The organism is Streptomyces sp. NPDC057565 (assembly GCF_042801455.1).
GTDB classification, from domain to species: Bacteria; Actinomycetota; Actinomycetes; order Streptomycetales; family Streptomycetaceae; genus Streptomyces; species Streptomyces yanii.
The window spans coordinates 16,667-36,862 of sequence record NZ_JBHVFU010000063.1; the positions used below are offsets into that span (position 1 = coordinate 16,667).

At 69.3% G+C, this 20,196-nt stretch carries 25 protein-coding genes and 2 pseudogenes; 18 read left to right on the top strand and 9 right to left on the bottom strand.

What is annotated here, in order from left to right; genetic code table 11:
* Positions 1-34 precede the first annotated feature (34 nt).
* The 3 genes from ACFU8W_RS44140 to ACFU8W_RS44150 are packed head-to-tail and all read left to right on the top strand — an operon-like array spanning position 35 to position 1,578.
* The gene (locus tag ACFU8W_RS44140) at positions 35-322 is read left to right on the top strand and encodes a hypothetical protein (protein WP_384050457.1); all 288 of its coding nucleotides are present in this window, start codon (positions 35-37) and stop codon (positions 320-322) included.
* An 11-nt stretch (positions 323-333) separates the two neighbouring features.
* Positions 334-768, top strand: a complete 435-nt coding sequence (locus ACFU8W_RS44145) for an alpha/beta hydrolase fold domain-containing protein (RefSeq protein ID WP_384050460.1) — start codon at positions 334-336, stop codon at positions 766-768.
* 39 nt (positions 769-807) lie between these two features.
* A complete protein-coding gene (locus ACFU8W_RS44150) occupies positions 808-1,578 on the top strand; it encodes an MBL fold metallo-hydrolase (RefSeq protein WP_384050463.1) in 771 nt (256 codons plus the stop codon).
* On the opposite strand, the pseudogene ACFU8W_RS44155 reads toward ACFU8W_RS44150, so the two are convergent.
* The 4 genes and pseudogenes from ACFU8W_RS44155 to ACFU8W_RS44170 form a co-directional block, all read right to left on the bottom strand.
* Positions 1,575-1,832 (bottom strand): annotated as a pseudogene (locus tag ACFU8W_RS44155) (IS256 family transposase); the annotation flags it as partial. The gene ACFU8W_RS44150 and the pseudogene ACFU8W_RS44155 sit on opposite strands and share 4 nt — an antisense overlap.
* A 178-nt stretch (positions 1,833-2,010) precedes the next feature.
* The gene (locus ACFU8W_RS44160; protein ID WP_384050466.1) at positions 2,011-2,217 is read right to left on the bottom strand and encodes a hypothetical protein; all 207 of its coding nucleotides are present in this window, start codon (positions 2,215-2,217) and stop codon (positions 2,011-2,013) included.
* A 331-nt stretch (positions 2,218-2,548) separates the two neighbouring features.
* Entirely contained in the window at positions 2,549-2,992 is a 444-nt protein-coding gene (locus ACFU8W_RS44165; RefSeq protein WP_384050469.1) for a YkvA family protein, read from the bottom strand.
* A gap of 13 nt (positions 2,993-3,005) precedes the next feature.
* A complete protein-coding gene (locus tag ACFU8W_RS44170; protein ID WP_384050472.1) occupies positions 3,006-3,536 on the bottom strand; it encodes a Chromate resistance protein ChrB in 531 nt (176 codons plus the stop codon).
* Between the two features lie 105 nt (positions 3,537-3,641).
* Here ACFU8W_RS44170 and ACFU8W_RS44175 point away from each other — a divergent pair, with 105 nt between their 5' ends.
* Together ACFU8W_RS44175 and ACFU8W_RS44180 are read left to right on the top strand one after the other, a co-directional pair.
* Positions 3,642-4,007 (top strand): hypothetical protein, encoded by a 366-nt coding sequence (locus tag ACFU8W_RS44175; RefSeq protein ID WP_384050475.1) that lies wholly within the window; start codon positions 3,642-3,644, stop codon positions 4,005-4,007.
* Positions 3,931-4,506, top strand: coding sequence for a hypothetical protein (locus tag ACFU8W_RS44180; RefSeq protein ID WP_384050478.1), 576 nt, complete (start codon positions 3,931-3,933; stop codon positions 4,504-4,506). Before ACFU8W_RS44175 ends, ACFU8W_RS44180 begins: the two co-directional genes overlap by 77 nt.
* Positions 4,507-4,961: 455 nt before the next feature.
* Here the strand turns inward: ACFU8W_RS44180 and ACFU8W_RS44185 are convergent, their stop codons facing one another.
* The 3 genes from ACFU8W_RS44185 to ACFU8W_RS44195 all read right to left on the bottom strand — a co-directional run bounded on the left by ACFU8W_RS44185 (position 4,962) and on the right by ACFU8W_RS44195 (position 7,762).
* The gene (locus ACFU8W_RS44185) at positions 4,962-6,236 is read right to left on the bottom strand and encodes an MFS transporter (protein ID WP_384050480.1); all 1,275 of its coding nucleotides are present in this window, start codon (positions 6,234-6,236) and stop codon (positions 4,962-4,964) included.
* A 93-nt stretch (positions 6,237-6,329) separates the two neighbouring features.
* On the bottom strand, positions 6,330-6,860 hold the full coding sequence (locus ACFU8W_RS44190; RefSeq protein WP_384050483.1) for a carboxymuconolactone decarboxylase family protein: 531 nt from the start codon (positions 6,858-6,860) through the stop codon (positions 6,330-6,332).
* 59 nt (positions 6,861-6,919) lie between these two features.
* Positions 6,920-7,762: a hypothetical protein gene (locus tag ACFU8W_RS44195; protein WP_384050485.1), complete on the bottom strand. Its 843-nt coding sequence runs from the start codon at positions 7,760-7,762 to the stop codon at positions 6,920-6,922.
* 454 nt (positions 7,763-8,216) lie between these two features.
* Here ACFU8W_RS44195 and ACFU8W_RS44200 point away from each other — a divergent pair, with 454 nt between their 5' ends.
* Positions 8,217-9,845, top strand: a complete 1,629-nt coding sequence (locus ACFU8W_RS44200) for an IS200/IS605 family accessory protein TnpB-related protein (RefSeq protein WP_384050488.1) — start codon at positions 8,217-8,219, stop codon at positions 9,843-9,845.
* 18 nt (positions 9,846-9,863) lie between these two features.
* Here the strand turns inward: ACFU8W_RS44200 and ACFU8W_RS44205 are convergent, their stop codons facing one another.
* Positions 9,864-10,157 (bottom strand): hypothetical protein, encoded by a 294-nt coding sequence (locus ACFU8W_RS44205; RefSeq protein WP_384050491.1) that lies wholly within the window; start codon positions 10,155-10,157, stop codon positions 9,864-9,866.
* A gap of 1,033 nt (positions 10,158-11,190) precedes the next feature.
* Here ACFU8W_RS44205 and ACFU8W_RS44210 point away from each other — a divergent pair.
* From ACFU8W_RS44210 to ACFU8W_RS44245, 8 genes and pseudogenes are all read left to right on the top strand, one after another.
* Positions 11,191-11,403, top strand: a complete 213-nt coding sequence (locus ACFU8W_RS44210; RefSeq protein ID WP_384050494.1) for a heavy-metal-associated domain-containing protein — start codon at positions 11,191-11,193, stop codon at positions 11,401-11,403.
* Complete coding sequence (locus tag ACFU8W_RS44215) at positions 11,400-12,350, top strand: hypothetical protein (protein ID WP_384050497.1); 951 nt, start codon at positions 11,400-11,402, stop codon at positions 12,348-12,350. Before ACFU8W_RS44210 ends, ACFU8W_RS44215 begins: the two co-directional genes overlap by 4 nt.
* 44 nt (positions 12,351-12,394) lie before the next feature.
* On the top strand, positions 12,395-14,668 hold the full coding sequence (locus ACFU8W_RS44220) for a heavy metal translocating P-type ATPase (protein WP_384050500.1): 2,274 nt from the start codon (positions 12,395-12,397) through the stop codon (positions 14,666-14,668).
* Between the two features lie 39 nt (positions 14,669-14,707).
* Positions 14,708-14,965 carry a YHS domain-containing protein gene (locus tag ACFU8W_RS44225; protein WP_384050503.1) on the top strand — a complete coding sequence of 86 codons (258 nt, stop codon included), beginning with the start codon at positions 14,708-14,710 and terminating at the stop codon, positions 14,963-14,965.
* 96 nt (positions 14,966-15,061) lie between these two features.
* Positions 15,062-15,403 (top strand): metal-sensitive transcriptional regulator, encoded by a 342-nt coding sequence (locus tag ACFU8W_RS44230; protein WP_384050505.1) that lies wholly within the window; start codon positions 15,062-15,064, stop codon positions 15,401-15,403.
* Between the two features lie 55 nt (positions 15,404-15,458).
* The gene (locus tag ACFU8W_RS44235) at positions 15,459-16,709 is read left to right on the top strand and encodes an FAD-dependent oxidoreductase (RefSeq protein ID WP_384050508.1); all 1,251 of its coding nucleotides are present in this window, start codon (positions 15,459-15,461) and stop codon (positions 16,707-16,709) included.
* 80 nt (positions 16,710-16,789) lie between these two features.
* Positions 16,790-16,956, top strand: a pseudogene (locus ACFU8W_RS44240) (winged helix-turn-helix domain-containing protein); the annotation flags it as partial.
* A gap of 44 nt (positions 16,957-17,000) precedes the next feature.
* Positions 17,001-17,564 carry a GNAT family N-acetyltransferase gene (locus tag ACFU8W_RS44245; RefSeq protein ID WP_384050511.1) on the top strand — a complete coding sequence of 188 codons (564 nt, stop codon included), beginning with the start codon at positions 17,001-17,003 and terminating at the stop codon, positions 17,562-17,564.
* On the opposite strand, the gene ACFU8W_RS44250 is transcribed toward ACFU8W_RS44245, so the two are convergent.
* Positions 17,514-17,879: a response regulator gene (locus ACFU8W_RS44250; RefSeq protein ID WP_384050514.1), complete on the bottom strand. Its 366-nt coding sequence runs from the start codon at positions 17,877-17,879 to the stop codon at positions 17,514-17,516. The genes ACFU8W_RS44245 and ACFU8W_RS44250 overlap by 51 nt on opposite strands.
* A 127-nt stretch (positions 17,880-18,006) precedes the next feature.
* Between ACFU8W_RS44250 and ACFU8W_RS44255 the strand changes: the two genes are divergently transcribed.
* The 4 genes from ACFU8W_RS44255 to ACFU8W_RS44270 all read left to right on the top strand — a co-directional run bounded on the left by ACFU8W_RS44255 (position 18,007) and on the right by ACFU8W_RS44270 (position 20,189).
* Positions 18,007-19,011 carry a DUF1259 domain-containing protein gene (locus ACFU8W_RS44255; protein ID WP_384050517.1) on the top strand — a complete coding sequence of 335 codons (1,005 nt, stop codon included), beginning with the start codon at positions 18,007-18,009 and terminating at the stop codon, positions 19,009-19,011.
* A gap of 24 nt (positions 19,012-19,035) precedes the next feature.
* Positions 19,036-19,197: a hypothetical protein gene (locus tag ACFU8W_RS44260; RefSeq protein WP_384050520.1), complete on the top strand. Its 162-nt coding sequence runs from the start codon at positions 19,036-19,038 to the stop codon at positions 19,195-19,197.
* A gap of 54 nt (positions 19,198-19,251) precedes the next feature.
* Positions 19,252-19,857 (top strand): hypothetical protein, encoded by a 606-nt coding sequence (locus tag ACFU8W_RS44265; protein ID WP_384050523.1) that lies wholly within the window; start codon positions 19,252-19,254, stop codon positions 19,855-19,857.
* 122 nt (positions 19,858-19,979) lie between these two features.
* The gene (locus ACFU8W_RS44270; protein WP_384050526.1) at positions 19,980-20,189 is read left to right on the top strand and encodes a hypothetical protein; all 210 of its coding nucleotides are present in this window, start codon (positions 19,980-19,982) and stop codon (positions 20,187-20,189) included.
* Positions 20,190-20,196 lie beyond the last annotated feature (7 nt).

The window sequence follows — 20,196 nt, forward strand, 5'->3', positions numbered from 1 at the left end:
CGTCACCGGCGAAGGCGGTCCCGATCGCCCCGCCGTGATCCTCGACCCCGTCGTCCAACGGTTGGTCGACGCCTCGGCGGACCCACCGGACCTGCATCAGCTCGGTCCGGTCGACGGCCGGGAGGCACTCCTGGAAGCCCAGGGGCATCTGTTTGACGACTTCGCGGTGGACGCCGAGTTCTGGGCGGTGCCGGTCGGCCCCTCCGGACTGGTCGGCTTCTGGACCTTCCGCCCCGCAGCGCGGAGCGGTCCGCTCCCCGTGGTCTTTTACGTCCACGGGGCAGGTGGCTGCTCGGTGACGCGCAGACCCACACCCGGATGATCTGTGAACTCGTGACCACCAGCGAAGCCGTGTTCGTGGTTCCCGAGTACACGCGCACTCCCGAGGCTCGGTACCCAGTAGCGCTCGAAGAGTTGTACGCCGTATTGACCTGGCTGACCGACAATGCCTCAGACCTCTCACTGGACAGTCGGAGGCTGGCGGTGGCTGGCGACTGCGCGGGCGCCACCATGGCCACAGCGCTCACCATGATGGCCAAACAACGCGACGGCCCGCGCATGCGCGCACAACTGCTCTACCACCCGATGACCGCCCCACACTGCGACACCGTCTCGCGGAAACACTTCGCATCCGGCTGCCTCCTGACCACGAAGGCCCTGGACTGGTACTGGCAGCAGTACACGGACGACGATCGAGAACTCGCTGAAGCCACCGCCTCCCCGCTACGGGCAACCACCGCCGAGCTTGGGCGCGGGGCGGGCGAGTAATCGTCAAGACTTGTGGATCATGTGTTCTAGGATCTCGGGATGAGCGACGAGCTTCTTCACCTCACGGTCCTGGGCTGCGCGACGCCCTACCCGAGCGTGGACAATCCGTGCTCCGGCTACCTGGTGTCGAGCGGGGACACCCGTATCTGGGTGGACGCGGGCAGCGGGACGCTCGGCCCGCTCCAGCGTCATGTGCGGCTGGATGAGCTCGATGCGATCTGGATCTCGCATCTGCACGCCGATCACAGCGCGGACCTGCTCACCGCGTACTACGGCGCCCTGTACGCGGACATTCACCTCGCAGCGCCGATCCCCCTCTACGGTCCGCCTGGAATCGCCGACCGGCTGGCCAATTTTCTCACCAACACTCCGGCTCGCAGCCCGATCGAATCCGCCTTCGCGGTAAACGAGTTGCACGACGGGCATCAGGCGGCCGTTGGCTCGCTCCGACTGACCAGCCGGGCGGTGTCGCACGGCATTCCGGCCTTCGCCGTGCGCATCGAGGCGGCGGGCAAGTCGCTGGTGTACTCCGGAGACACGGCACCGTGCCCGAGCCTCACGGAGCTGGCCGAGGGATGCGACGTGCTGTTGTGCGAAGCCGAGAGCGCACAGGCACCAGTCGAGGGCGAACAGGTGCACCACACGCCCGAGGACACCGGCGACACAGCCAGCACGGCCGGGGCGGGCCGACTGATCGTCACGCACGTCGGCCGCTTCCTCACGCCGCAGCAAGCGGTGGCACGTGCCGCGGCGCGGTTCGATGGTCCCGTCGACTACGCCGCCCCCGATGCCGCCTTCTCAATCGGCTAGACCGCGACCTCCTCGGGGCGTTCGACAAGGCAGCCACGTTCGAAGCGGGCTCCGGCGCGGACGAGGGCGACGAGGTGGGGCACGTTCACGGCCCGCCACCGCTGCTGGGCGGACTCGACGAGCTTGAAGACCATGGCCAAGGCGGCGGTGCGGAAACCGGCACCGCGGGTGACCTTGGTCCGCAACCGAACCGTGGAGAAGGTCGACTCAATGGGGTTCGTGGTCCGCAGATGGATCCAGTGCTCGGCCGGAAAGTCGTCACCCCACCCGGCACGGAGAGTGAGTCAGCAGCGCCCAGGCCGACCCTGAAGGGCGCCAGCGTCCTGAAGCTTCCGGGCCGGTGCCGTGTCACCGCCCTCCCGGAAGCCATGGCACCCACGACCGGCAGGCGGGCGACCTTCACCAGCCGCACCGCCGACCGGCCGTGGTTTCTCAGCCCGACTGCGAGATGCCCTGCACGAGCTGGGCCAGGACGCTCAGAATTCCCTGGCCGAGGTCTGTCGGGGCAATCAGCACCCCGAGGGCCAGCACGATGACCACGGTGAACTTCTCGTCCAGTCGGCTCCTGGAGTGTGTCCGGCGGCGCAGCCGCAGGACAACAATGACTGCGAGCAGTACCGCCACGTTGATCGTCAGCATTCGACCAGTCCTCCAGTCGCAGGCAGGCTCCACTCTCAACCTTCTGGTGTAGCCCGAACTGGTCTGCGGAGTAACGAAGTTGTTCGCGGTTGGCGACAGGAGATCCCTCTCTGGCTGAATCCGGCAGACATGAGCCGAGTCCGGATGCGAGGTGGAATTTCTCCATCACATCCGCGGCAAGCGCTCGCCCGAAGCCAGACCGCCCGCCACATTGTGACGACTGCAGGGGAAGGCCGGTCGTCGACCTCCCCCTACCCCTGTGCGTTCGCGGACAGTCAGTTCAGGCGCAGTGCCTCGCTGATCGTCGTGAAGAGGAGGCGGCGGAACTGATCTACGGCCGAGGCCGCGAGGGCGTGGGGTCAGTGCCGTCCACAGCTCGATTCAGGCCGGTCAGGCGGGACAGCGCCGCGAAACCGTCATCGGTGCCAGGCCAATGAGCGCGCACGGCGTCGATTCCTGCCCGCCGCACGACGGAGCGCAGGGTGAACGCGACGATGATGGCGTCGTCCGCGTAGCCGATGACCGGCAGGAAGTCGGGGATGAGATCGATCGGCAGCACCAGGTAGACCATCAGCAGTCCGAGCCGCACCCGCACACCCTTGGGGAGGCTCTTGTCGGCGGCCAGGCGCCGCAGCAGGCGCACCAGGTCCGGCAGCAGTCGTACCGCCTCGGCGAGCAGGGCACCCTTGGGGCGGATCAGCAGCAGCGCGATCAGCAGCGTCACCCAGGCGGCGAGCAGGCCCGCGACGGTCGCGATGAGTATGTCCCACCACATGTGAAGGCCCCTTCTACTCGACGGCGCGCAGCTTGGCCGAGGTCGGCAGCGCGCTCGTGTCGGAGTCGGCCACCGGATGGGTGCCGGCTTGCGCCGCGATCGCCGCGTCCTCGAACGCGGCCAGCGCCGCGCGGCACCGCTCAACTGCCTCCCGCGCCGCCGCACCACCGTTCGCGCCGAAGTAGTCCCGAGCGTCGATCTTGGCAAGCCACTTGTCGAACCGCTCCAGGTCCGCCTCGGACTCCTCCACCTCCGCATAGGTGGCGTTGCCGCGCGCCGTCTCCATCTCCAACTCCTTCAGCAACTCCGGGGCACGCTCGACGACCTCGCCGTACTCGGTGTCGCGCTCCGCGTTGAACTCGGCGATCAGCTGCCCGTACTCCGCCTCGTCGGCGATGTTCACAGCCAACTGCCGCGCGGTGCCACCGCCGTCCCGCACGGACGCCAGCAGCCGCGCCACCTGGCGGCCGACCACCTCTCGGTCGGGCAGCAGACACGCGGATTGCTGCAGGTACAGCGCCCCAGCGAGCGCAGCTTCCGCCACACCCGTACGCGGGTGGTCGCAGGCGCACCGGCGGTACTGACCGACATCAGCAGGAACCGCTCACGGTTCGCCGCCGTCCGTCATCATGTAACGACCGTAACATCAATGAGAAACGATCAGTACAACAACCACTTCCGGAGGAACCGGATGATCATGGTGCGGACCGAGGACACGGTCACTCTGTACGCCCGGTCAGGGCGGGTCGTCACGCCGTACTGGATGGACCTGGCCCTGGCCGGCATGGCACTGCGGCCGGGCACGGTCCTCGATGGCGAGGCGGTGATCTGGCGGGATGGGCGACTCGATTTCGCGGCGGCCCAGTCGCGGGCCGCGTCGTCCGTGACCCCGGCCCGCGCGCTGGCCGCGCGGCACCCGGCCTCGTACGCGGTGTGGGATGTCCTCGAACACCCGGTCCACCGAGGCCGGGGTGGGGCAGGAACTCGAGGATCGCGTCGCGGAACCATCCGGTGAGGAGCGCGTCGTCTTCGGCGATGCGGTCCTGGCCGCCGCTGTCGACGTGCCGGCCGACCAGCTGGCCGAGCCGGGCGACCGGCTCCAGGCCTCCGCTCCACCGGTAGTCGACGGCCTCGAAGACTTGCCAGGTCTGTTCGGTCCAGTGGCCCTCGTCGCACGGCTCGCTGCTGATGCCCCAGCCCGCACCGAGCCGGAGGACCTGCCACATCTGCATGCCCTTGTTGCTGACGAACTTCTTGCCAATGATCCCCGTCAGGCGGTGCGGGACATCCGGGGTGCGCGAGCGGTGAAAGCCGAGTTCGGGCGACCAGCACCACGGGTCTCGCTTGTAGAGGAGCGGGAACTCGGGGTCGACCATGAATCCGTCATGGCACCAGCCGTCCCCGCCCAGAGCTCGGGCACCCGAGCCTCCCTCGCCGATTGGTTGACTGGTTCCCTGCAGACGACCACGCCGACGTGTCCTTACGAAGCGATCTCCATTCGCTCGTCCCAATGAGTGACCGTGTCGTCGCGGGGCACCGAGCGGCCTATCAGTCAAAGCCACACGTACGGCATGAGCGCTTTCAGCCACACCCAGGCCCCTGGGTCTCCCGATCGTACGAAGGACCGGAATCAACCCGCCAACAAGGTAAGGAGCGCTCTAACTGGCGCTGTTCGCCAAGTAGAGCGCTCACTCGTGGAACGAGAGGCGTCTGTCTCGTGCGCAAGCCGGTGGCCGCGAGCTCGGCCCGCGTGGAGCAGACGGGTGTGTCCCCCTGCGGCTCTCCACCCTGCTGCGCTTCCGCGAGTCGGCCGCGCCCGCACGGCTGCTGATTCATGTTCCACTCGGCTCTCGGCAAGCTGCGTCCGCTGCCCACACTGAACGGGCAACGGACGCAGCGTTTCGCGATGCCTGGACGATGGGACCCGCCGTTCAGCGTTCCTCACGGGCAGTGCGTTGAACGTGGCGCTTCAAGCAGCCCTGACCAGCGTGGATGGATCATCGCTCGAGGCGTGCTGATTGATTTTCGCGGGCGCCCGTGTGGATTCCGGCCCGTCGTGGCGCGGCCACAGAAGGAGGGCGGCGGTCGCGCCCGCCGCGGCGAGGACCGCGAGGACGGACCAGGCGGCGGTGAACCCGGCGCTCGTGCCGAGCCAGCCGGCGATCGGGTAGGTGATCAGCCAGGCCAGGTGCGACAGGGAGAACTGGGCCGCGAAGGTCTCGGGGATCGCGTTCCGGGCGACGGAGTCGCGCAGGACCTTGCCGGTCGGTGTGATGACCAGGGCCATGCCGGTGCCGATACCGATCCAGATGATCGCCGTGCCGGTCCAGGTGATGAGGCCAGCGACGATGAGCGCTGTCGCGGCGGTGGTGGCGGCGACGAGGACCGCGGCGCCGGCCGTCATCACGGTGCGGGCGGCGATCCGGTCCAGTACGCGGGGCAGGGCGAGGGCGGCCAGGAGCGTGCCGGTGCCGGACGCGGCGAGCATCCAGGCGACGTCGGACTGGGAGCCGCCGAGCTCGTCACGGACGTAGTTGACGGTGTTGACGACGACGATCGAGCCCGCGGCGGCGACCGTGAGGTTGAGCGCCATGATGCCGCGCAGCTGCGGCGTGGTGACGAAGGTCCTGATGCCTGCCGCGGCCTTGTCCCACGCCCTGGTGTGGGTGCTGGGGCGGGCGTCGGGGACACGCGTCGACAGGACGAGCAGCGCGGAGACGAGGAACCCGGCGGAGGTGCCGAGGAACAGCCGGTCGAAGCTCATGAAGGTGAGGGCGACAGCGGCCAGGACGGGGCTGAGCAGGCTCTCCATGGTGGAGGCGACCTGGGAGGCGGACAGCGCCCGCGTGTAGAGGGACTCGTCGGTGACGATGTCGGGGATGACCGCCTGGAACGTCGGGGTGAACGCGGCGGATCCGGCCTGGAGCAGGCCGATCAGGACGTACACGTGCCAGACCTCGCTGACCAGCGGGAGCGCTAGGACGACCGCGCCGCGGATCACGTCGAGGGTGACGAGGAGGGCGCGCCGGGGGAGCCGGTCGATGTACGCGGCGGCCAGAGGGGCGATGACCACGTACATGACCATCTTGATGGTCAGGGCGGTGCCGAGGACCGTTCCGGCGCGGGGGCCGGCGAGGTCGTAGGCGAGCAGGCCGAGTGCCACGGTCGTCAGTCCGGTGCCGAAGAGGGCGATGACCTGGGCGCTGAAGAGGTGGCGGTAGTCGCGGAGGGCGAACAGTCGCATGACGGGTTCCTTCCGTGTCCATGCGGCGGGGCGCGGCCCCCTGGTGGCGGCCGTGCCCCGCGAGTACAGGCAGGTGGGGTGTCCTGGGCTTCTCTACGCATCGGCGGCGCTCCCCGGGGTGAGGCCGGCGAGGAGGTTGAAGGCGCCGGTGAGGATGTTGAGGGCGACGACACCGACGACATCGGCGATCGCACGGTCGCTGTAGCCGTGCTCGCGCAGCGCGGTGACCTGGTCGTCAGTGATCGAGGACGGCTCGCGGTAGACCTGGAGGGCGAGGGCTACGATCGCCGCGACGGCGGGGTCGGCCGAGGTGCCCTGGTGGGCGAGCTCGATCTCCTTCTCGTCCACGCCCAGGGCGCGGGCGGCGCCGACGTGCGCCTCGAGGCAGAGTCCGCAGCCCTGCACGGCCTGGACCGCGATCGAGATCCGCTCACTGATCCTGCGGTCCAGCTTGGCCCGGCCCATCGCCCGGCTGAGCTGGAGGTAACCGCCCAGGACGGCCGGCGAGTGCGCCATCGTCGAGACCATGTCGCCGATCTGTCCGTGCCGGGAGACCAGATCGGCGAGGAGGTCGCGCGAGGCGCCGACCGCCGTGTCGGGCGAGAGTCGGGTCAGGCGGGGCATGATGCTCCATTCGCTTTGGCTTTCGCGATGAGTGGTGCGTGTGCGCGTGTTCACCGTGATCAGTGGTGCGCGTGGGCGCCGTGGTGGTGGCCGCCGTGCTCGGTGTGCTCGGGGGCCGGGGTCGCGTCCGGGCGGGGCGCGGCCGTCGTCGTGCGCACGGTGAACTCGGCGGTCCGTACGACGCCTTCGTGCTGGAAGTCCAGGTACAGGCGGTAGGTGCCGGCCGAGGGCGCGACGGCCATGAAGGAGATCTCGGGGCCCGGCGCGGTGACCCCGTCGCCGGGGGCGCCCTCCGGGTGGACGTGGAGGTAGCCCAGGTCGCCGACGCGCAGGGCCACGAGGTGTCCGTAGGCGGCCAGGTAGGGCTGGAGGTCGGTCACGGGCCGGCCGTCGCGGCTGATGGTGAGAGTCAGCTCGCTCACCTCACCGGCCCGCAGCGAACCGTCGAGCGTGACCGCGTAGTCGCCGATCCGGGCGACCCCGGTGGCCTCCGGGAGCGGGCGCGGGTCGTAGGCGCCGGCGACCGCGGCGTCGGCGCCCAGCGTCAGGGTTCCTGTGTGGGCGGCCGGGTGGATGTCCGTGAAGAACCTCCAGTCGCCCGGCGTCAGGGTCAGCTCGGTGGTCCAGACGCCCTTCTCGTCCCGCACCGGGTGCACGTGCTGGAACCCGGAGGTGTCCCGCCGTATGGCGATGAAGTGCAGCTCCTTCTCGTGCTCGGGAACGAACTCGGTCACGGGCTGCCCGTCCGGGCCGGTCACCCGGAAGGTGACCGTCTGCCGGCCGGCGCCGAGGACCGTGGCGTCGAGCTCCAGCGTGTACCCGCTCTCGGAGACCGACAGGCCCCCGGCCTGGGCCCCGCGCGCGGCGTGAGTGGTGTGGTCGTGGCCGGCGTGGTTCGTCATGACAACTCCCTGGGGGATGCTGCGCTTTCGGGGGGATTCCCACTCTCGCAATGACCACACCATATACCCCTAGGGGGTATATGGCCAGGGTTCTTGGAACGCGTATCGGCCCACCCGCAACACGCAGTCCGTGGCTCGGGTCTCGAGCGGGCAGCAGCGGGTGCCGGGGCACTCGGATACGTCACCCGGGGCCCTGCTGACACGGTGGACAGAACGTCCGAGGTCACCGGGGCCTCGGGCAGGTCACTGCTGGATTCCGGACGAGGCAGTGGAGAGGTTGTGAGCTGCTGTCGGTTTGCTGAGCTGAAGTGAGTGGTGGTGTGCGGGAGTGGGTCCTGTCGGTGGGTTTGTGGGGGTGGGAACGGGGGTTCTGTGGTCGAATGGGTGACCTTGGCGGCTGTTGCTCGTTGGGCTGGATAGCGGGTGGCTGGCCTTTGAGGGCGGGGGTGATGTGGTGGGTGGTTTGCGGGAGTTGGCCGTGCCCTTCGTGGTGCCGGGGCCTTGCGGGGTGGCGGTCCGGGACCGGCTCAAGCACCTCACGGCCCGGGACGAGATGGTGCTGCGTGCGGTCGGTGAGCATCAGGGTGCGTTGGCTTCGCGTGATCTCAAGGCTCGCTGTGCGGACGGTCTGGAGCACAGTGCGGACACCTGGGCGTCGCGTAAGCGGGAGCTGACGAAGGAGTCGTCGTCGCGGATCGCGGGTGCGATCACCAAGGCCACGCACGATCAGTGGGCGCTGGCGCGCCGTTGCCAGGCGGCGCACATCCAGACGCTGGCAGCCGGGATCAGGACGCTGCGGCACCGCCTGTCCCTCCCGATCGGGGAGAAGGGCACCAAGCGGGCCGCGGGTGGCTACCGGTCCCGGGGTGAGTGGTTCCACAAGTCCCGCCGTCTCGCGGCACTGGAGGCGCGGCATGCGGCCGTTGTCGCCGAGTGGCAGGCCGGACGGGTGCGCGTGGTGCGGGGCGGTAAGCGTCTGCTCAACACCCGCCACCACCTCGCCGAGGCCGGGCTCACCGAGGAGCAGTGGCGGCAACGGTGGGAGGCGGGGCGCTGGTTTCTTGCCGCTGATGGTGAGTCGGGGAAGCGGTTCGGGAACGAGACGATCCGCGTCACCCCGGACGGCGAAGTGTCCATCAGGCTGCCTGCTCCGCTGGCGCACCTGGCCAACGCCGGGCACGGCCGGTACGTCCTCACCACCCGGATCGGGTTCGCGCACCGGGGTGCGGAGTGGGCCGACCGCATCACCGCGAACCGGGCCGTCGCCTACCGCATCCACCTCGACATCCAGCGTGGCCGCTGGTACCTCACCGCGTCCTGGCAACGCCCCGCCATCCTGACCATGACGCTGTCCGCCGCCCGCGCCCGGGGCATGATCGGTGTCGACACCAACGCCGACCACTTCGCCGCCTACCGGCTCGACCGGCACGGCAATCCCGTCGGTGACCCGCGCCGCTTCGGCTTCGACCTGTCCGGTTCGGCCGGTCACCGCGACGCTCAGATCCGCCACGCCCTGACCCGCCTGATCCACTGGGCCGAGCAGGCCGGGGTCGCCGCGATCGGCATCGAAGACCTCGACTTCACCACCGAGAAGACCCGGGAGAAGCACGGCCGCAGGAAACGGTTCCGGCAGCTCATCTCCGGCATCCCGACCGGCAGGCTCAAGGCCCGGCTCGTCTCCATGGCCGCCGAACACGGCCTTGCGATCGTCGCGGTCGACCCCGCCTACACCTCCCGGTGGGGTGCCCAGCACTGGCAGAAACCACTGGCCACCCCGCACCGCACCATGTCCCGTCACGATGCCGCGGGCATCGCGATCGGACGACGCGCCCTCGGACACCCGATCCGGCGACGGACGGCACCGCCCCCACACGACCGGAGCGATCGTGCGGGGCATCGGACCGCCCAGGCCGAACCAGGTGACCGGGGGCGTGAGGGAACCCGCCCACCCGCAACGGACCGGCCCCCCGCAGGGCCGTCACCGAACGGGACGCGAACGCGGGAACCCAGCGCATCCAACACCGCTCGGGATGCGCCCAGTACGCAGCAGTGGGTCCAGGACTCACTCACGCACACTGGCTAGGAACGGTCCGAGAGACGCTCAGTGACCAGCGAGGCTTTCGCAGGCGGCGCTCAGGCGACAGAAGCAGGAGGCGGCGATCTGCACATCGGCGGCAGCCACGGCGATGTCCCGCTGGAGTGCGATCTCGTCTGCCTCGCTCTGCCGGCCGAGCCGGGTGAGGCATTCGTGGAGTCCGTGCAGGCTCCACACGCTATTGGGGCGGGTGCGCCGCCTCCCTAGTGTGCGGTCGAGGTAGAGGGCGGCGCGGTACACGGCGACGGCCTCCTCGAGTCGCCCTTGCTCCGTCAGGAGGGCGCCGTAGGCGTGGCGCACGGGCTGGAGCCAGGCCGGCGGATCGCTATAAGGGAGGGCATCCTCCAGCGCAATGGCACCGCGCAGCGCGGCGAACGCTTCCTCGTAGCAGGGAGATGATCAGGCTGACCCGGGAGGCCCCGATGCAGCCGGTCCCGAGCAGGGTGCCGGAGTAGTAGGCGAAGAAGCCGAGGAAGCCCAGCAGCACGGCGCCCCCACCACGGGCAGTTGCCTGTCGGACCTGCGACCTCGACCGCGGGGACGTGAGGGAAACGAGCCCGATGGCCACGAAACTGGCCGCTGTCCGCCCTGCTGCCACGAGCAGAGGCGGAGCGCCGGCGACCAGATGCCGGGTGAGAAGCCAGCTGGCAGCGAGCAGCACCACCAACGTCACCGAGAGAGCCGGCACCACGAAGGGCGCACCGCGACTCGCCGCACGGGCGGGTATGCGCCTCACCACGTGATCCGCGCACATTCCGGACCTGGCATCCAGTCCCGAACCCGCGTCTCCGACACCCGTAGGTGTGGGCCCCTGCAGACCGGCCGGCCCGACGGTACGCCTCCTGGTTCGCGACTCGGTGATCTGTCGTCGCAAGCGGCGCAGACGCTCGGCATGCCCTCCCCCTCCACCAACGGCAGGCCAGCTACCCCCTATGGGTATTTGGATGATCAACGCAGCACACACCCCTGGGGGTAGGCCTCGTCGGCTCCCCTTATTCGACAGCACCCGCCTAGTCATACCCCTAGGGGGTATATAGACTGCGGCGCGCAGCATACCCCCGGCCCATATATCGAGGAGTGACCCAGATGACTGACCACGCAGACCGGAACCCGGTGTCGGCCGCCCTGTCGACCGCCGTCACCGCGACTTCGTCCCCGACCGGACGGGCCGTTCTCCATTGCCTGGCGACCTGTGCACTGCAGGCAATGCGTGCCCGGATCCAGGGGCGCCCGTGCGCCGCCAGGGGCAACTGTTGACGGAATACCCCCCAGGGGTATACGGTTCCAACCCTTGATACCCCGCAGGGGTATCCATTTCGAGAGGAGACGCGTGATGAGCAGCAACGAGTACAAGGTGACGGGCATGACCTGCGGCCACTGCGAGATGTCCATCCGCGAGGAGGTCGTCAAGATCGCCGGTATCGAGGACATCCAGGTCAGCGCGCAGACCGGCAAGCTCGTCGTCACCGGATCCGACGCGGTCGACGACGCTCAGGTGCTGGCGGCCGTGGACGAGGCCGGCTACTCGGCGGTGCGTGTCCGATGAACGCAGCAGGACGTCTGGCGCTGTACGGCGCGGGGTTGGCGGTCGCGTTCACCGGAGCGCTCGGCATCTCCGCTGTGGCTGTACCCGACAGCGTGGTCTCCGACTGGAAGAACGAAAGCACCACGGGCAGCCACAGCGGGATGACGGACAAGAAGCCGTCGATGCCGATGGATACGCCCGCGGGGCTGTCGGCCTCCGCCGACGGCTACGTGCTGACGTCCGTGAACTCGCCCGAAAAGGTCGGCGACTCGGGCGAGCTGAGCTTCCAGATCCAGAACAAGGCGGGTGACCCGCTGCTCGGGTACGAGACCGCGCACGAGAAGCAGCTGCACCTGATCGTGGTGCGTTCCGACGGCACCCAGTTCCGTCACGTGCACCCGACGCTCGACAAGGCCACTGGCACATGGTCGGTCCCGTGGAAGTGGGACACCGCGGGCACGTACCGCATCTACACGGACTTCACCCCCAAGAACAGCTCTGATGGCATGACGCTGACCAGCACGGTCGATGTCGCCGGCCAGTTCACCCCCGACCCGGCCAAGACGGTCAGCACGACCGACGAGGTCGACGGCTTCACCGCCTCGGTCGACGGCGATCTCGTCGCCGGAAAGACCAGCGAACTGACCGTCAAGATCACCCGCGACGGAAAGTCCGTCACCACCCTGCAGCCCTACCTCGGCGCGTACGGACATCTTGTCGCGCTGCGCGAGGGAGACCTCGCCTACCTGCACGTCCACGCGCAGGGCGAGGAGCCCTCGGCCGGTGAGACGACCGGTCCGGAGATCTCGTTCGGCGCCGAGGCGCCGAACGCGGGCCGCTACCTGCTGTACCTGGACTTCAAGGTCGACGGCAAGGTGCACACCGCCGAGTTCGTCCTCGACGCCGCCCGCGACGACGGCGCTGACACCGATACCGGCACCCACGACACGAGCTCCCACGGCCACTGAACCGAACCGGTCAGTGCGTCGGACGAGTTGAGAGAAGGATTGCGATGAGCACATCAGCGCCTCCCGCCGGAGGGCCGAGCGTCGAACTGGACATCGGTGGGATGACCTGCGCCTCGTGCGCGATGCGCATCGAGAAGAAGCTGAACAAGCTCGACGGCATCGCCGCGACGGTGAACTACGCCACCGAAAAGGCCAAGGTGACCGTCCCTGAGGGCTACGACCCGGCCCTTCTGATCGCCGAGGTCGAGAAGAGCGGCTACACGGCCGCCCTGCCCGCTCCCAAGGCGACGCCGAAGGCCGCCGCATCGGGCCAGAACCCGGACGAGGCCGACCCGGAGCTGACATCGCTGCGCAACCGCCTGGTCGCCTCGGTCCTGCTGACGGTTCCCGTCATCGCGATGGCGATGATCCCGGTGCTGCAGTTCACGTACTGGCAGTGGGCGTCGCTGACGCTCGCGGCGCCGGTGATCGTGTGGGCGGCACTGCCGTTCCACAAGGCCGCGTGGACGAACCTCAAGCACGGCACCGCGACCATGGACACGCTGATATCCATGGGCACGATCGCGGCATTCCTGTGGTCGCTGTACGCGCTGTTCTTCGGCACGGCCGGAACCCCCGGGATGACGCACCCGTTCGAGCTGACACTCGCACCCTCCGACGGCGCCTCGAACATCTACCTCGAAGTGGCCGCAGGCGTAACGATGTTCATCCTCGCCGGCCGCTACTTCGAGAAGCGATCCAAGCGGCAGGCCGGCGCGGCCCTGCGCGCCCTGCTCGAACTCGGCGCGAAGGAAGTGTCGGTGCTGCGCGGCGGCATCGAGACGAAGATCCCGGTCGAGGACCTCAACGCAGGCGACGAGTTCATCGTCCGCCCGGGCGAGAAGATCGCCACCGACGGTGTCGTGGTCTCGGGAACCTCCGCGGTAGACGCGTCCATGCTCACAGGCGAGTCCGTGCCCGTCGAGGTGAGTGAAGGTGCCACTGTGACCGGTGCCACCGTGAACGCCGGCGGCCGCCTGCTGGTGCGCGCCACCCGTGTCGGATCGGACACCCAGCTCGCCCAGATGGCGAAGCTCGTCGAGGACGCGCAGACCGGCAAAGCCGAGGTGCAGCGGCTCGCCGACAAGGTCTCCGGGGTGTTCGTCCCCATCGTCATCGCCATCGCCGTCGCCGCCCTGGGCGCCTGGCTGGGCGCCGGATTCCCGGTGACTGCCGCCTTCACCGCGGCCGTCGCGGTACTCGTCGTCGCCTGCCCCTGCGCACTGGGTCTGGCCACCCCGACCGCTCTGCTGGTCGGCACCGGCCGCGGCGCCCAGATGGGTGTCCTGATCAAGGGCCCGGAAGTCCTGGAATCCACGCGCAAGGTCGACACGGTCGTGCTCGACAAGACGGGCACCGTCACCACCGGCAGGATGACCCTGGTCGACGTGGTCACCGAAGCGGGCACCGACCGGGCCGAACTGCTGCGCCTGGCCGGCGCGCTGGAGGATTCCTCCGAGCACCCGATCGCCCAGGCCATCGCCAAGGCCGCCACCCAGGAGGCCGGCGTGCTGCCCGCACCTGAGGACTTCGCGAACGTCGAGGGCAAGGGCGTGCAGGGCGTCGTCGACGGGCACGCGGTGCTCGTGGGCCGCGAATCACTGCTCGCCGAGTGGTCCCTGTACCTCAGCCCGGAGATCGCCGCCGCCAAGACGCGGGCCGAGGGCGAGGGCAAGACCGTCGTCGCGGTCGGCTGGGACGGCAAGGCCCGGGGCGTGCTCATGGTCGCCGACACCGTCAAGCCAACCAGCGCGGCGGCCATCACTCAGCTGAAGAGCCTCGGACTGACCCCGGTACTGCTCACCGGCGACAACAAGGCTGTGGCACGGCAGATCGCAGCCGAGGTGGGCATCGACGAGGTCATCGCCGAGGTTCTCCCCAAGGACAAGGTCGACGTCGTCTCCCGCCTGCAGAAGGAAGGCAAGATCGTCGCGATGGTCGGCGACGGCGTCAACGACGCTCCGGCCCTCGCCCAGGCCGACCTGGGACTGGCCATGGGAACGGGCACCGACGTCGCGATCGAGGCATCCGACATCACCCTGGTCCGCGGAGACCTGCTCAGTGCGGTCGACGCGATCCGCCTGTCCCGCAAGACGCTCGGCACGATCAAGTCCAACCTCTTCTGGGCCTTCGCCTACAACGTCGCCGCGATCCCGGTCGCCGCACTGGGCCTGCTGAACCCGATGCTCGCCGGTGCCGCCATGGCCCTGTCCAGCGTGTTCGTCGTCGGAAACAGCCTGCGCCTGCGCCGGTTCAAGACCACCACACAGACCACCTGACCCCTGTCCATCCAACCCGTCACAGAAAAGGCAACGAAGATGACCAACGAGAACACCGCTCTGAACGCCCCCCAGTCCGGCGGCTGTTGCGGCAGCAAGGCGTCAGCTCCCGCCCAGCCGGCCACGGCCGACGACCAGGCCGTCTGCCCGGTCATGGCGGGCACCCCCGTCGTCAAGAGCGTCGCCGAGGCACAGGGCCTGTTCCGTGACTACAACGGCAGCCGCTACTGGTTCTGTTGCGCCTCGTGCGGCCCGCTCTTCGACGCCGACCCGGCGAAGTACGCCGCCGCCGCCTAGGTCAGGACACCACGGGGCGCCGAGCTCACCCGAGCGCGGCGCCCCACTCCGAACAACGGGAGGTGCCGTGCCCACGCCAGAAAGGAACGGTCAGTCATGAGCATCACGATCACCGAGCCGGAGCACGACACCTGCCCCACCGCTGCCGGCTCCGCACCACACGGATACATTTCCGACAAAGCCAAGTACCTCAAGCGCCTCAGCCGTATCGAGGGCCAGGTTCGGGGAATCGGCCGGATGGTCGACGACGACCGGTACTGCATCGACGTCCTCACCCAGGTCGCGGCCATCACAAGGGCACTCGAGGGCGTCGCGCTCGGCCTCCTCGACGACCACCTCCGTCACTGCGTGATGGACGCCGCGGCCGCCGGAGGCCCGGCCGCCGACCTGAAGGTCAGCGAAGCATCACAGGCCATCGCGCGACTCGTCCGATCCTGAATCCCGGGCCGCCCGCCCCGGCTCCCAGCCCTGAGAAGAAGCAGAAAGAGAACACATGACAACGCAGCACGTGGTGATCCTGGGCGCAGGATCGGCCGGAGCCGCCGCCGCGCAGGAACTCGCGAAGACGGACGGTGTCACCGTGACGCTGGTGGGCCGCACGGGCGAGACTCCGTACAACCGAACCTTGGTGAACAAGGGCGTTGCCGTCGGGCTCCTGACACCAGAGCAAGCCTCACTGCCCACCCCCGGTGCGTCTCTCGTCGCCGACACCGCCCAGTTCATCGACACCGGCGCCCGCACCGTGCGGCTGGCCTCCGGAGCGGCCCTCGACTTCGACGCTTTGATCGTCGCAACCGGCAGCACACCCAGAGACCTCGACGCCTTGGTACCGGGGGCAGACGCCGCGACCGCGGCCGGACGGCTCACCAGCTTGCACTCCCTCTCAGACGCCGTCCGCCTGCGTGATCTTCTGGCACACCGCTCGAACCCCGCGAGAGTCGTCATCTTCGGCGCCGGTCTGGTAGCGGCGGAGACCGCGTCCCTGCTCCACCAGAAGGGACACGAAATCACCCTGGTCGCGCGCTCGCCCCTGCCCGGTGCCACCGCGTTCGGAGACGACATCGCAGCGACCATCGCGGCAGCGCATCACGAAAACGTGTCGACTGCTTTCGGACGCACCCCCGCCACGATCAGAGTCGACGGCGACGGGCTCGACATCACGCTGGACGATCAGGCCGACCTGCGCGCAGACCTCGCGATCGTCGCTCTGGGCACCACCCCCTCGGGGCCCGCCCCGTGGGCGGCCGGCGTGCAGGTCGACGACCGTCTCCGGGCTCACGACGACGGCGTCTACGCCGCAGGTGGCGTCGCTATCCACCACGACGCACTGCTCGGAACCTGGCGGATCGACCACTGGGCGGATGCCGCCGCGCAGGGCAAACACGCCGCGGGCACCCTGCTCCACGACCTCGGACTCGCCACCGACCCGGGCCCCTACCTGCCATGCAGCCCCTACACCTCCGTCGTCTACGGGAACACCGTCGCCGCGATCGGATTCACCGGCGGGCAAACCCGGGGGCATGCCGTCACATCCCAACCGCTCGTCGTCGTCCACGAGCACCAGGGCGTGCCCGTCGGAGCGGCCGGAGTAGACGCCGCACCCGCCGTCTTCGAGTGGCTCCCGCAGCTCCATGCCAAGCGCGCCATCACATCCAACTCTCCGGCCGTCTACAACGTCACGGGCATGACCTGCGGCCTGATAGGTGGGAGTGATCGGCCGCGCATGGGCGGGATGGGCGTGTGACGGCAGGAGATCCCGACCGCGTAGGTGGCCGGTCCAGCGCGGCATGTGCCGGGGCCGGGCCACGAGGGCGCGGCCCCGGCGCAGTGAGCCAGCACCTGGCCAGCTGCGCCTCGCGGGCCTGGTGGAGACCCGCCGCCAGGGGCGTCACATGTACTACAGCCTGAGCGACGGCGACTTGCGGCGCCTGGTCATGGAAGCGCTCAGCCACGCCGACCACCGGGTCAGCGGGCAGGTCCCGCACGCCTGAGCCACCGGACCGGCACTGTCAGACTCGCCTGCCACACTCCCCGGATGAGTGCACAAGTCCCGCTGTCATTCCGCCAGCACACCCGCCCCGACGATGTCGATGCGGCACTGCAACAGCAGCTGACCCGCTGCTGGATCGAGGTGAGCGACGCCGGAGGGGCCGCCGGGTTTCCCTTTCTTCCCGTCGACCCCGATGAGGTCGCAGCGGCGACAGCGGGCATTGTCGCCGCACTGGACGCGAACCGCAGCCGTCTGTTGACGGCGTGGGCGGGGAGCGAGCTCGTCGGCTGGCTCAACGTCCGCAGGGACACGCACCCTCTCGTCGCACACTGGGGCACGCTCCACCACGTCCAGACCCGCGTCTCCGTACGCGGGCGCGGCGTCGGCGCCGCTCTGATGAACCGGGTGCGCGAGATCGCCCGCGACGAGATGGGCCTTGAACAGCTCCACCTCGCCGCGCGCGGCGGCGTCGGGCTGGAGGACTTCTACGGGCGTCTGGGCTGGAAGGAAATCGGCCGCTGGCCGGGCGCTCTTCGGCTGGGCAGCGGTTCGGGTGGCTCAGGTGGCGACGACCGGGACGAGGTGCTCATGCTGCTGAGCCCGCTCTGAGGCAGCGCGCACCGGAGGCTGCCGTGCCCCTTCGCCGTACTGGAAGGGGCACGTCGGCAGCCACATGCCGCGCCGCCGCAGGGCGGCGCACACCTCGAATCCGTCCAGGCCGGACAGCATCACGTCCAGGACCATCGCGTCGAAGGCAGCGACGTCGGTCAGGGCGATCGCCTGAGGCCCGTCGGCGGTCGTGTCGACGGCGTATCCCTCCTCGGTCAGAGCTCGGTGGAGCGGGTTCCGCACCCTGGGCTCGCCCTCGAACACCAGGACCGCATGGTGCTTCCCTTCTGCGTCGGCGTGCGGTTCACCTCCCACGATCCTGTCTGCTGATGAAGCTGTGATGAAGTCACCCGATTGGGTGCGCTCTTCGTGCCAGCCTCATCAGCGGCGGTTTGTCTGACCACACAGGCACCATCGACGACGAACTCGACGAGGAGTGGTCATGTCACCCCGCTCGCACCTGAAGCCGGTCGCCGGGACAGCGGCCGCGTGCCTCCTGATAGCGGGCTCAGGCCTGCTGGCAGGCTGCAGCACCGCGACGGCAGAGGGTGCTGCTGGGGGCGGTCCGCAGACGGTCGCGCCCCCGACCGCAACCGACAGCCAGGCGCAGCCGCCCGTACAGACAACCGAGGCAGACTGGAAGCCGGTCGCCGACACTCTCGGCCGCACCGGCACCCTGATGAAAGGCACCGTCTACCGCGTCCCGCTGCCCCGCAAGGACCTGAAGGTCACCACGCAGGGCGTCGCCATCAAGCCGGGCCTGGCGCTCGGCGGCTACGCGGTCTTCGCCAAGTACCAGCGCGAGACCATCCTGATGGGCGACCTGGTCGTCACCGAGGACGAACTGCCCAAGGTCACCGACGCGCTGCAGGCCGCCGGCATCGAGCAGACTGCGCTGCACAAGCACCTCCTCCAGCAGTCCCCGGCAGTCTGGTGGACGCACATCCACGCCATGGGTGCCCCGGTCACCCTGGCCAAGGGTCTGAAGTCCGCGCTCGCCGCAACCGCCATCCCGCCGGCCTCACCGCCCCCGGCCACCCAGCCGCCCATCAACCTGGACACCGCCAGCATCGACAAGGCGCTCGGCCGCAAGGGCACCGCCGACGGTGGCATCTACAAGTTCTCCATCGCCCGCAAGGAGACCATCACCGACGGCACCCACGTACTGCCGTCCGCCCTCGGCATCACCACCGGCATCAACTTCCAGCCCCTGGGCGGCAACAAGGCGGCCATCAACGGCGACTTCGTCATGACCGCCCCCGAGGTGCAAAAGGTCATCCGCGCGCTGCGCAAGGGAGGCATCGACATCGTCGAACTCCACAACCACACCCTGAACGACCAGCCGCGCCTGTTCTACATGCACTTCTGGGCCACCGGCGACGGCGTCACCCTGGCCAGAGCACTGCGCCCGGCCCTGGATGCGACCGCGCTGGCTCCCGCGTCGTAACCGTAGGGGCCGAACCGTCAAGTCATGCATGGCGCCGCGCTGTCAGCCGCTTTCGCCACCGCGCTCTCGCCCGGCAGAGGTCAGCGCGTCGGCGAGGACGACCTCGGTGATGCCAAGGCCGTCGAGATGTGCGGTGCGGACGCGGTCGGTTACGCAGGCGGCGAGCAGGGGCCGGCCAACGGGTGAATTCGACCGTATTCGGCGCCCGAGCCCCGAACCGTGCCGCATCATGAGGGGACCATGGGCAGCACCCCCTCTTCTCTGAGCAGCGCGGGCGCTTCAGCCGTCCGCGCGCTGGTGCATGCCCTGGCCTGTGTGGCGCTGGCGGTAGGCGTGCATCACGCCACGGCAGACTCCCGGCTCTCGATGCCCGCGGTACTGGCCGCAGCAGTGGCCGTGGCCCTGCCGGCGGCATGGGCGCTTCGCCCCCGGGGGGGTGCCGGGGCGCGGGCCGTGCTCGCCGCCGCTTGCGGGGCCCTGCCGGTATGGCTGGAGGCGACCGGTACGTCGGTGCCCGCCGACCACTTGGACGATCATCTGCGGCTGCCGCCGGTATGGCACCACAACATGCTGCTGATGGCCGCGCTGAACATGCTCGCCGCGCACGCGTTGATCGCACTGCTACGGGGCGCAGGCCGCGTTCCCGCCCGGCTGGGCTCTGCGCTCAGCGCACTGATGCGCCCCGGGTGGCGGCACCTGCTGGGCCTGGTCGCACTGCTGCTGTGCTCAGCCCGCCCATTCACTGCGCCCGCCCCGACGGGCCGCCGGCACCGCCACGAGGCGCTTCTGCCGGTCCCCCATCGGCTGACGGCCCGGCTGCACCTCGGCCAGCCCTGCGCCCCCTGAACGGCCGCTCCACACCCCGGCCTTCCCTTCCCCTTTCCTGACGCGCTCGTACCGCGGACGGTGTACTGCCCGACCGGGCGCACCGCCCGTGCCCGGGTGCGCACCAACGTGGAGCCATTTCCGTGTCCGACTGTTTTATCTTCGCCGCCGATGACCCCTATCAGCCCTATCAGGACAGCGGTGGGCTGATCGAGGTGCTGACCTCGGCCCAGTTCGTCGCCGCCGCCATCGTCGCTGTCATCGCCGTATGCCTGCTGGTGTCGCAGATCGTGTCCAGGCAGCGAGAGCGTTCCTCTCAGCAACCAGCCGTACCCCGCGACGACGACCAGTGATCAAAGG

Bases quoted from the DNA above. Each gene is read 5' to 3' on its own strand.
- ACFU8W_RS44150 (WP_384050463.1), top strand. From the start codon at position 808: ATGAGCGACGAGCTTCTTCACCTCACGGTCCTGGGCTGCGCGACGCCC.
- ACFU8W_RS44160 (WP_384050466.1), bottom strand. From the start codon at position 2,217: ATGCTGACGATCAACGTGGCGGTACTGCTCGCAGTCATTGTTGTCCTG.
- ACFU8W_RS44165 (WP_384050469.1), bottom strand. From the start codon at position 2,992: ATGTGGTGGGACATACTCATCGCGACCGTCGCGGGCCTGCTCGCCGCC.
- ACFU8W_RS44175 (WP_384050475.1), top strand. From the start codon at position 3,642: ATGAGAAACGATCAGTACAACAACCACTTCCGGAGGAACCGGATGATC.
- ACFU8W_RS44180 (WP_384050478.1), top strand. From the start codon at position 3,931: ATGTCCTCGAACACCCGGTCCACCGAGGCCGGGGTGGGGCAGGAACTC.
- ACFU8W_RS44185 (WP_384050480.1), bottom strand. From the start codon at position 6,236: ATGCGACTGTTCGCCCTCCGCGACTACCGCCACCTCTTCAGCGCCCAG.
- ACFU8W_RS44190 (WP_384050483.1), bottom strand. From the start codon at position 6,860: ATGCCCCGCCTGACCCGACTCTCGCCCGACACGGCGGTCGGCGCCTCG.
- ACFU8W_RS44195 (WP_384050485.1), bottom strand. From the start codon at position 7,762: ATGACGAACCACGCCGGCCACGACCACACCACTCACGCCGCGCGCGGG.
- ACFU8W_RS44210 (WP_384050494.1), top strand. From the start codon at position 11,191: ATGAGCAGCAACGAGTACAAGGTGACGGGCATGACCTGCGGCCACTGC.
- ACFU8W_RS44215 (WP_384050497.1), top strand. From the start codon at position 11,400: ATGAACGCAGCAGGACGTCTGGCGCTGTACGGCGCGGGGTTGGCGGTC.
- ACFU8W_RS44220 (WP_384050500.1), top strand. From the start codon at position 12,395: ATGAGCACATCAGCGCCTCCCGCCGGAGGGCCGAGCGTCGAACTGGAC.
- ACFU8W_RS44225 (WP_384050503.1), top strand. From the start codon at position 14,708: ATGACCAACGAGAACACCGCTCTGAACGCCCCCCAGTCCGGCGGCTGT.
- ACFU8W_RS44230 (WP_384050505.1), top strand. From the start codon at position 15,062: ATGAGCATCACGATCACCGAGCCGGAGCACGACACCTGCCCCACCGCT.
- ACFU8W_RS44235 (WP_384050508.1), top strand. From the start codon at position 15,459: ATGACAACGCAGCACGTGGTGATCCTGGGCGCAGGATCGGCCGGAGCC.
- ACFU8W_RS44245 (WP_384050511.1), top strand. From the start codon at position 17,001: ATGAGTGCACAAGTCCCGCTGTCATTCCGCCAGCACACCCGCCCCGAC.
- ACFU8W_RS44255 (WP_384050517.1), top strand. From the start codon at position 18,007: ATGTCACCCCGCTCGCACCTGAAGCCGGTCGCCGGGACAGCGGCCGCG.
- ACFU8W_RS44260 (WP_384050520.1), top strand. From the start codon at position 19,036: ATGCATGGCGCCGCGCTGTCAGCCGCTTTCGCCACCGCGCTCTCGCCC.
- ACFU8W_RS44265 (WP_384050523.1), top strand. From the start codon at position 19,252: ATGGGCAGCACCCCCTCTTCTCTGAGCAGCGCGGGCGCTTCAGCCGTC.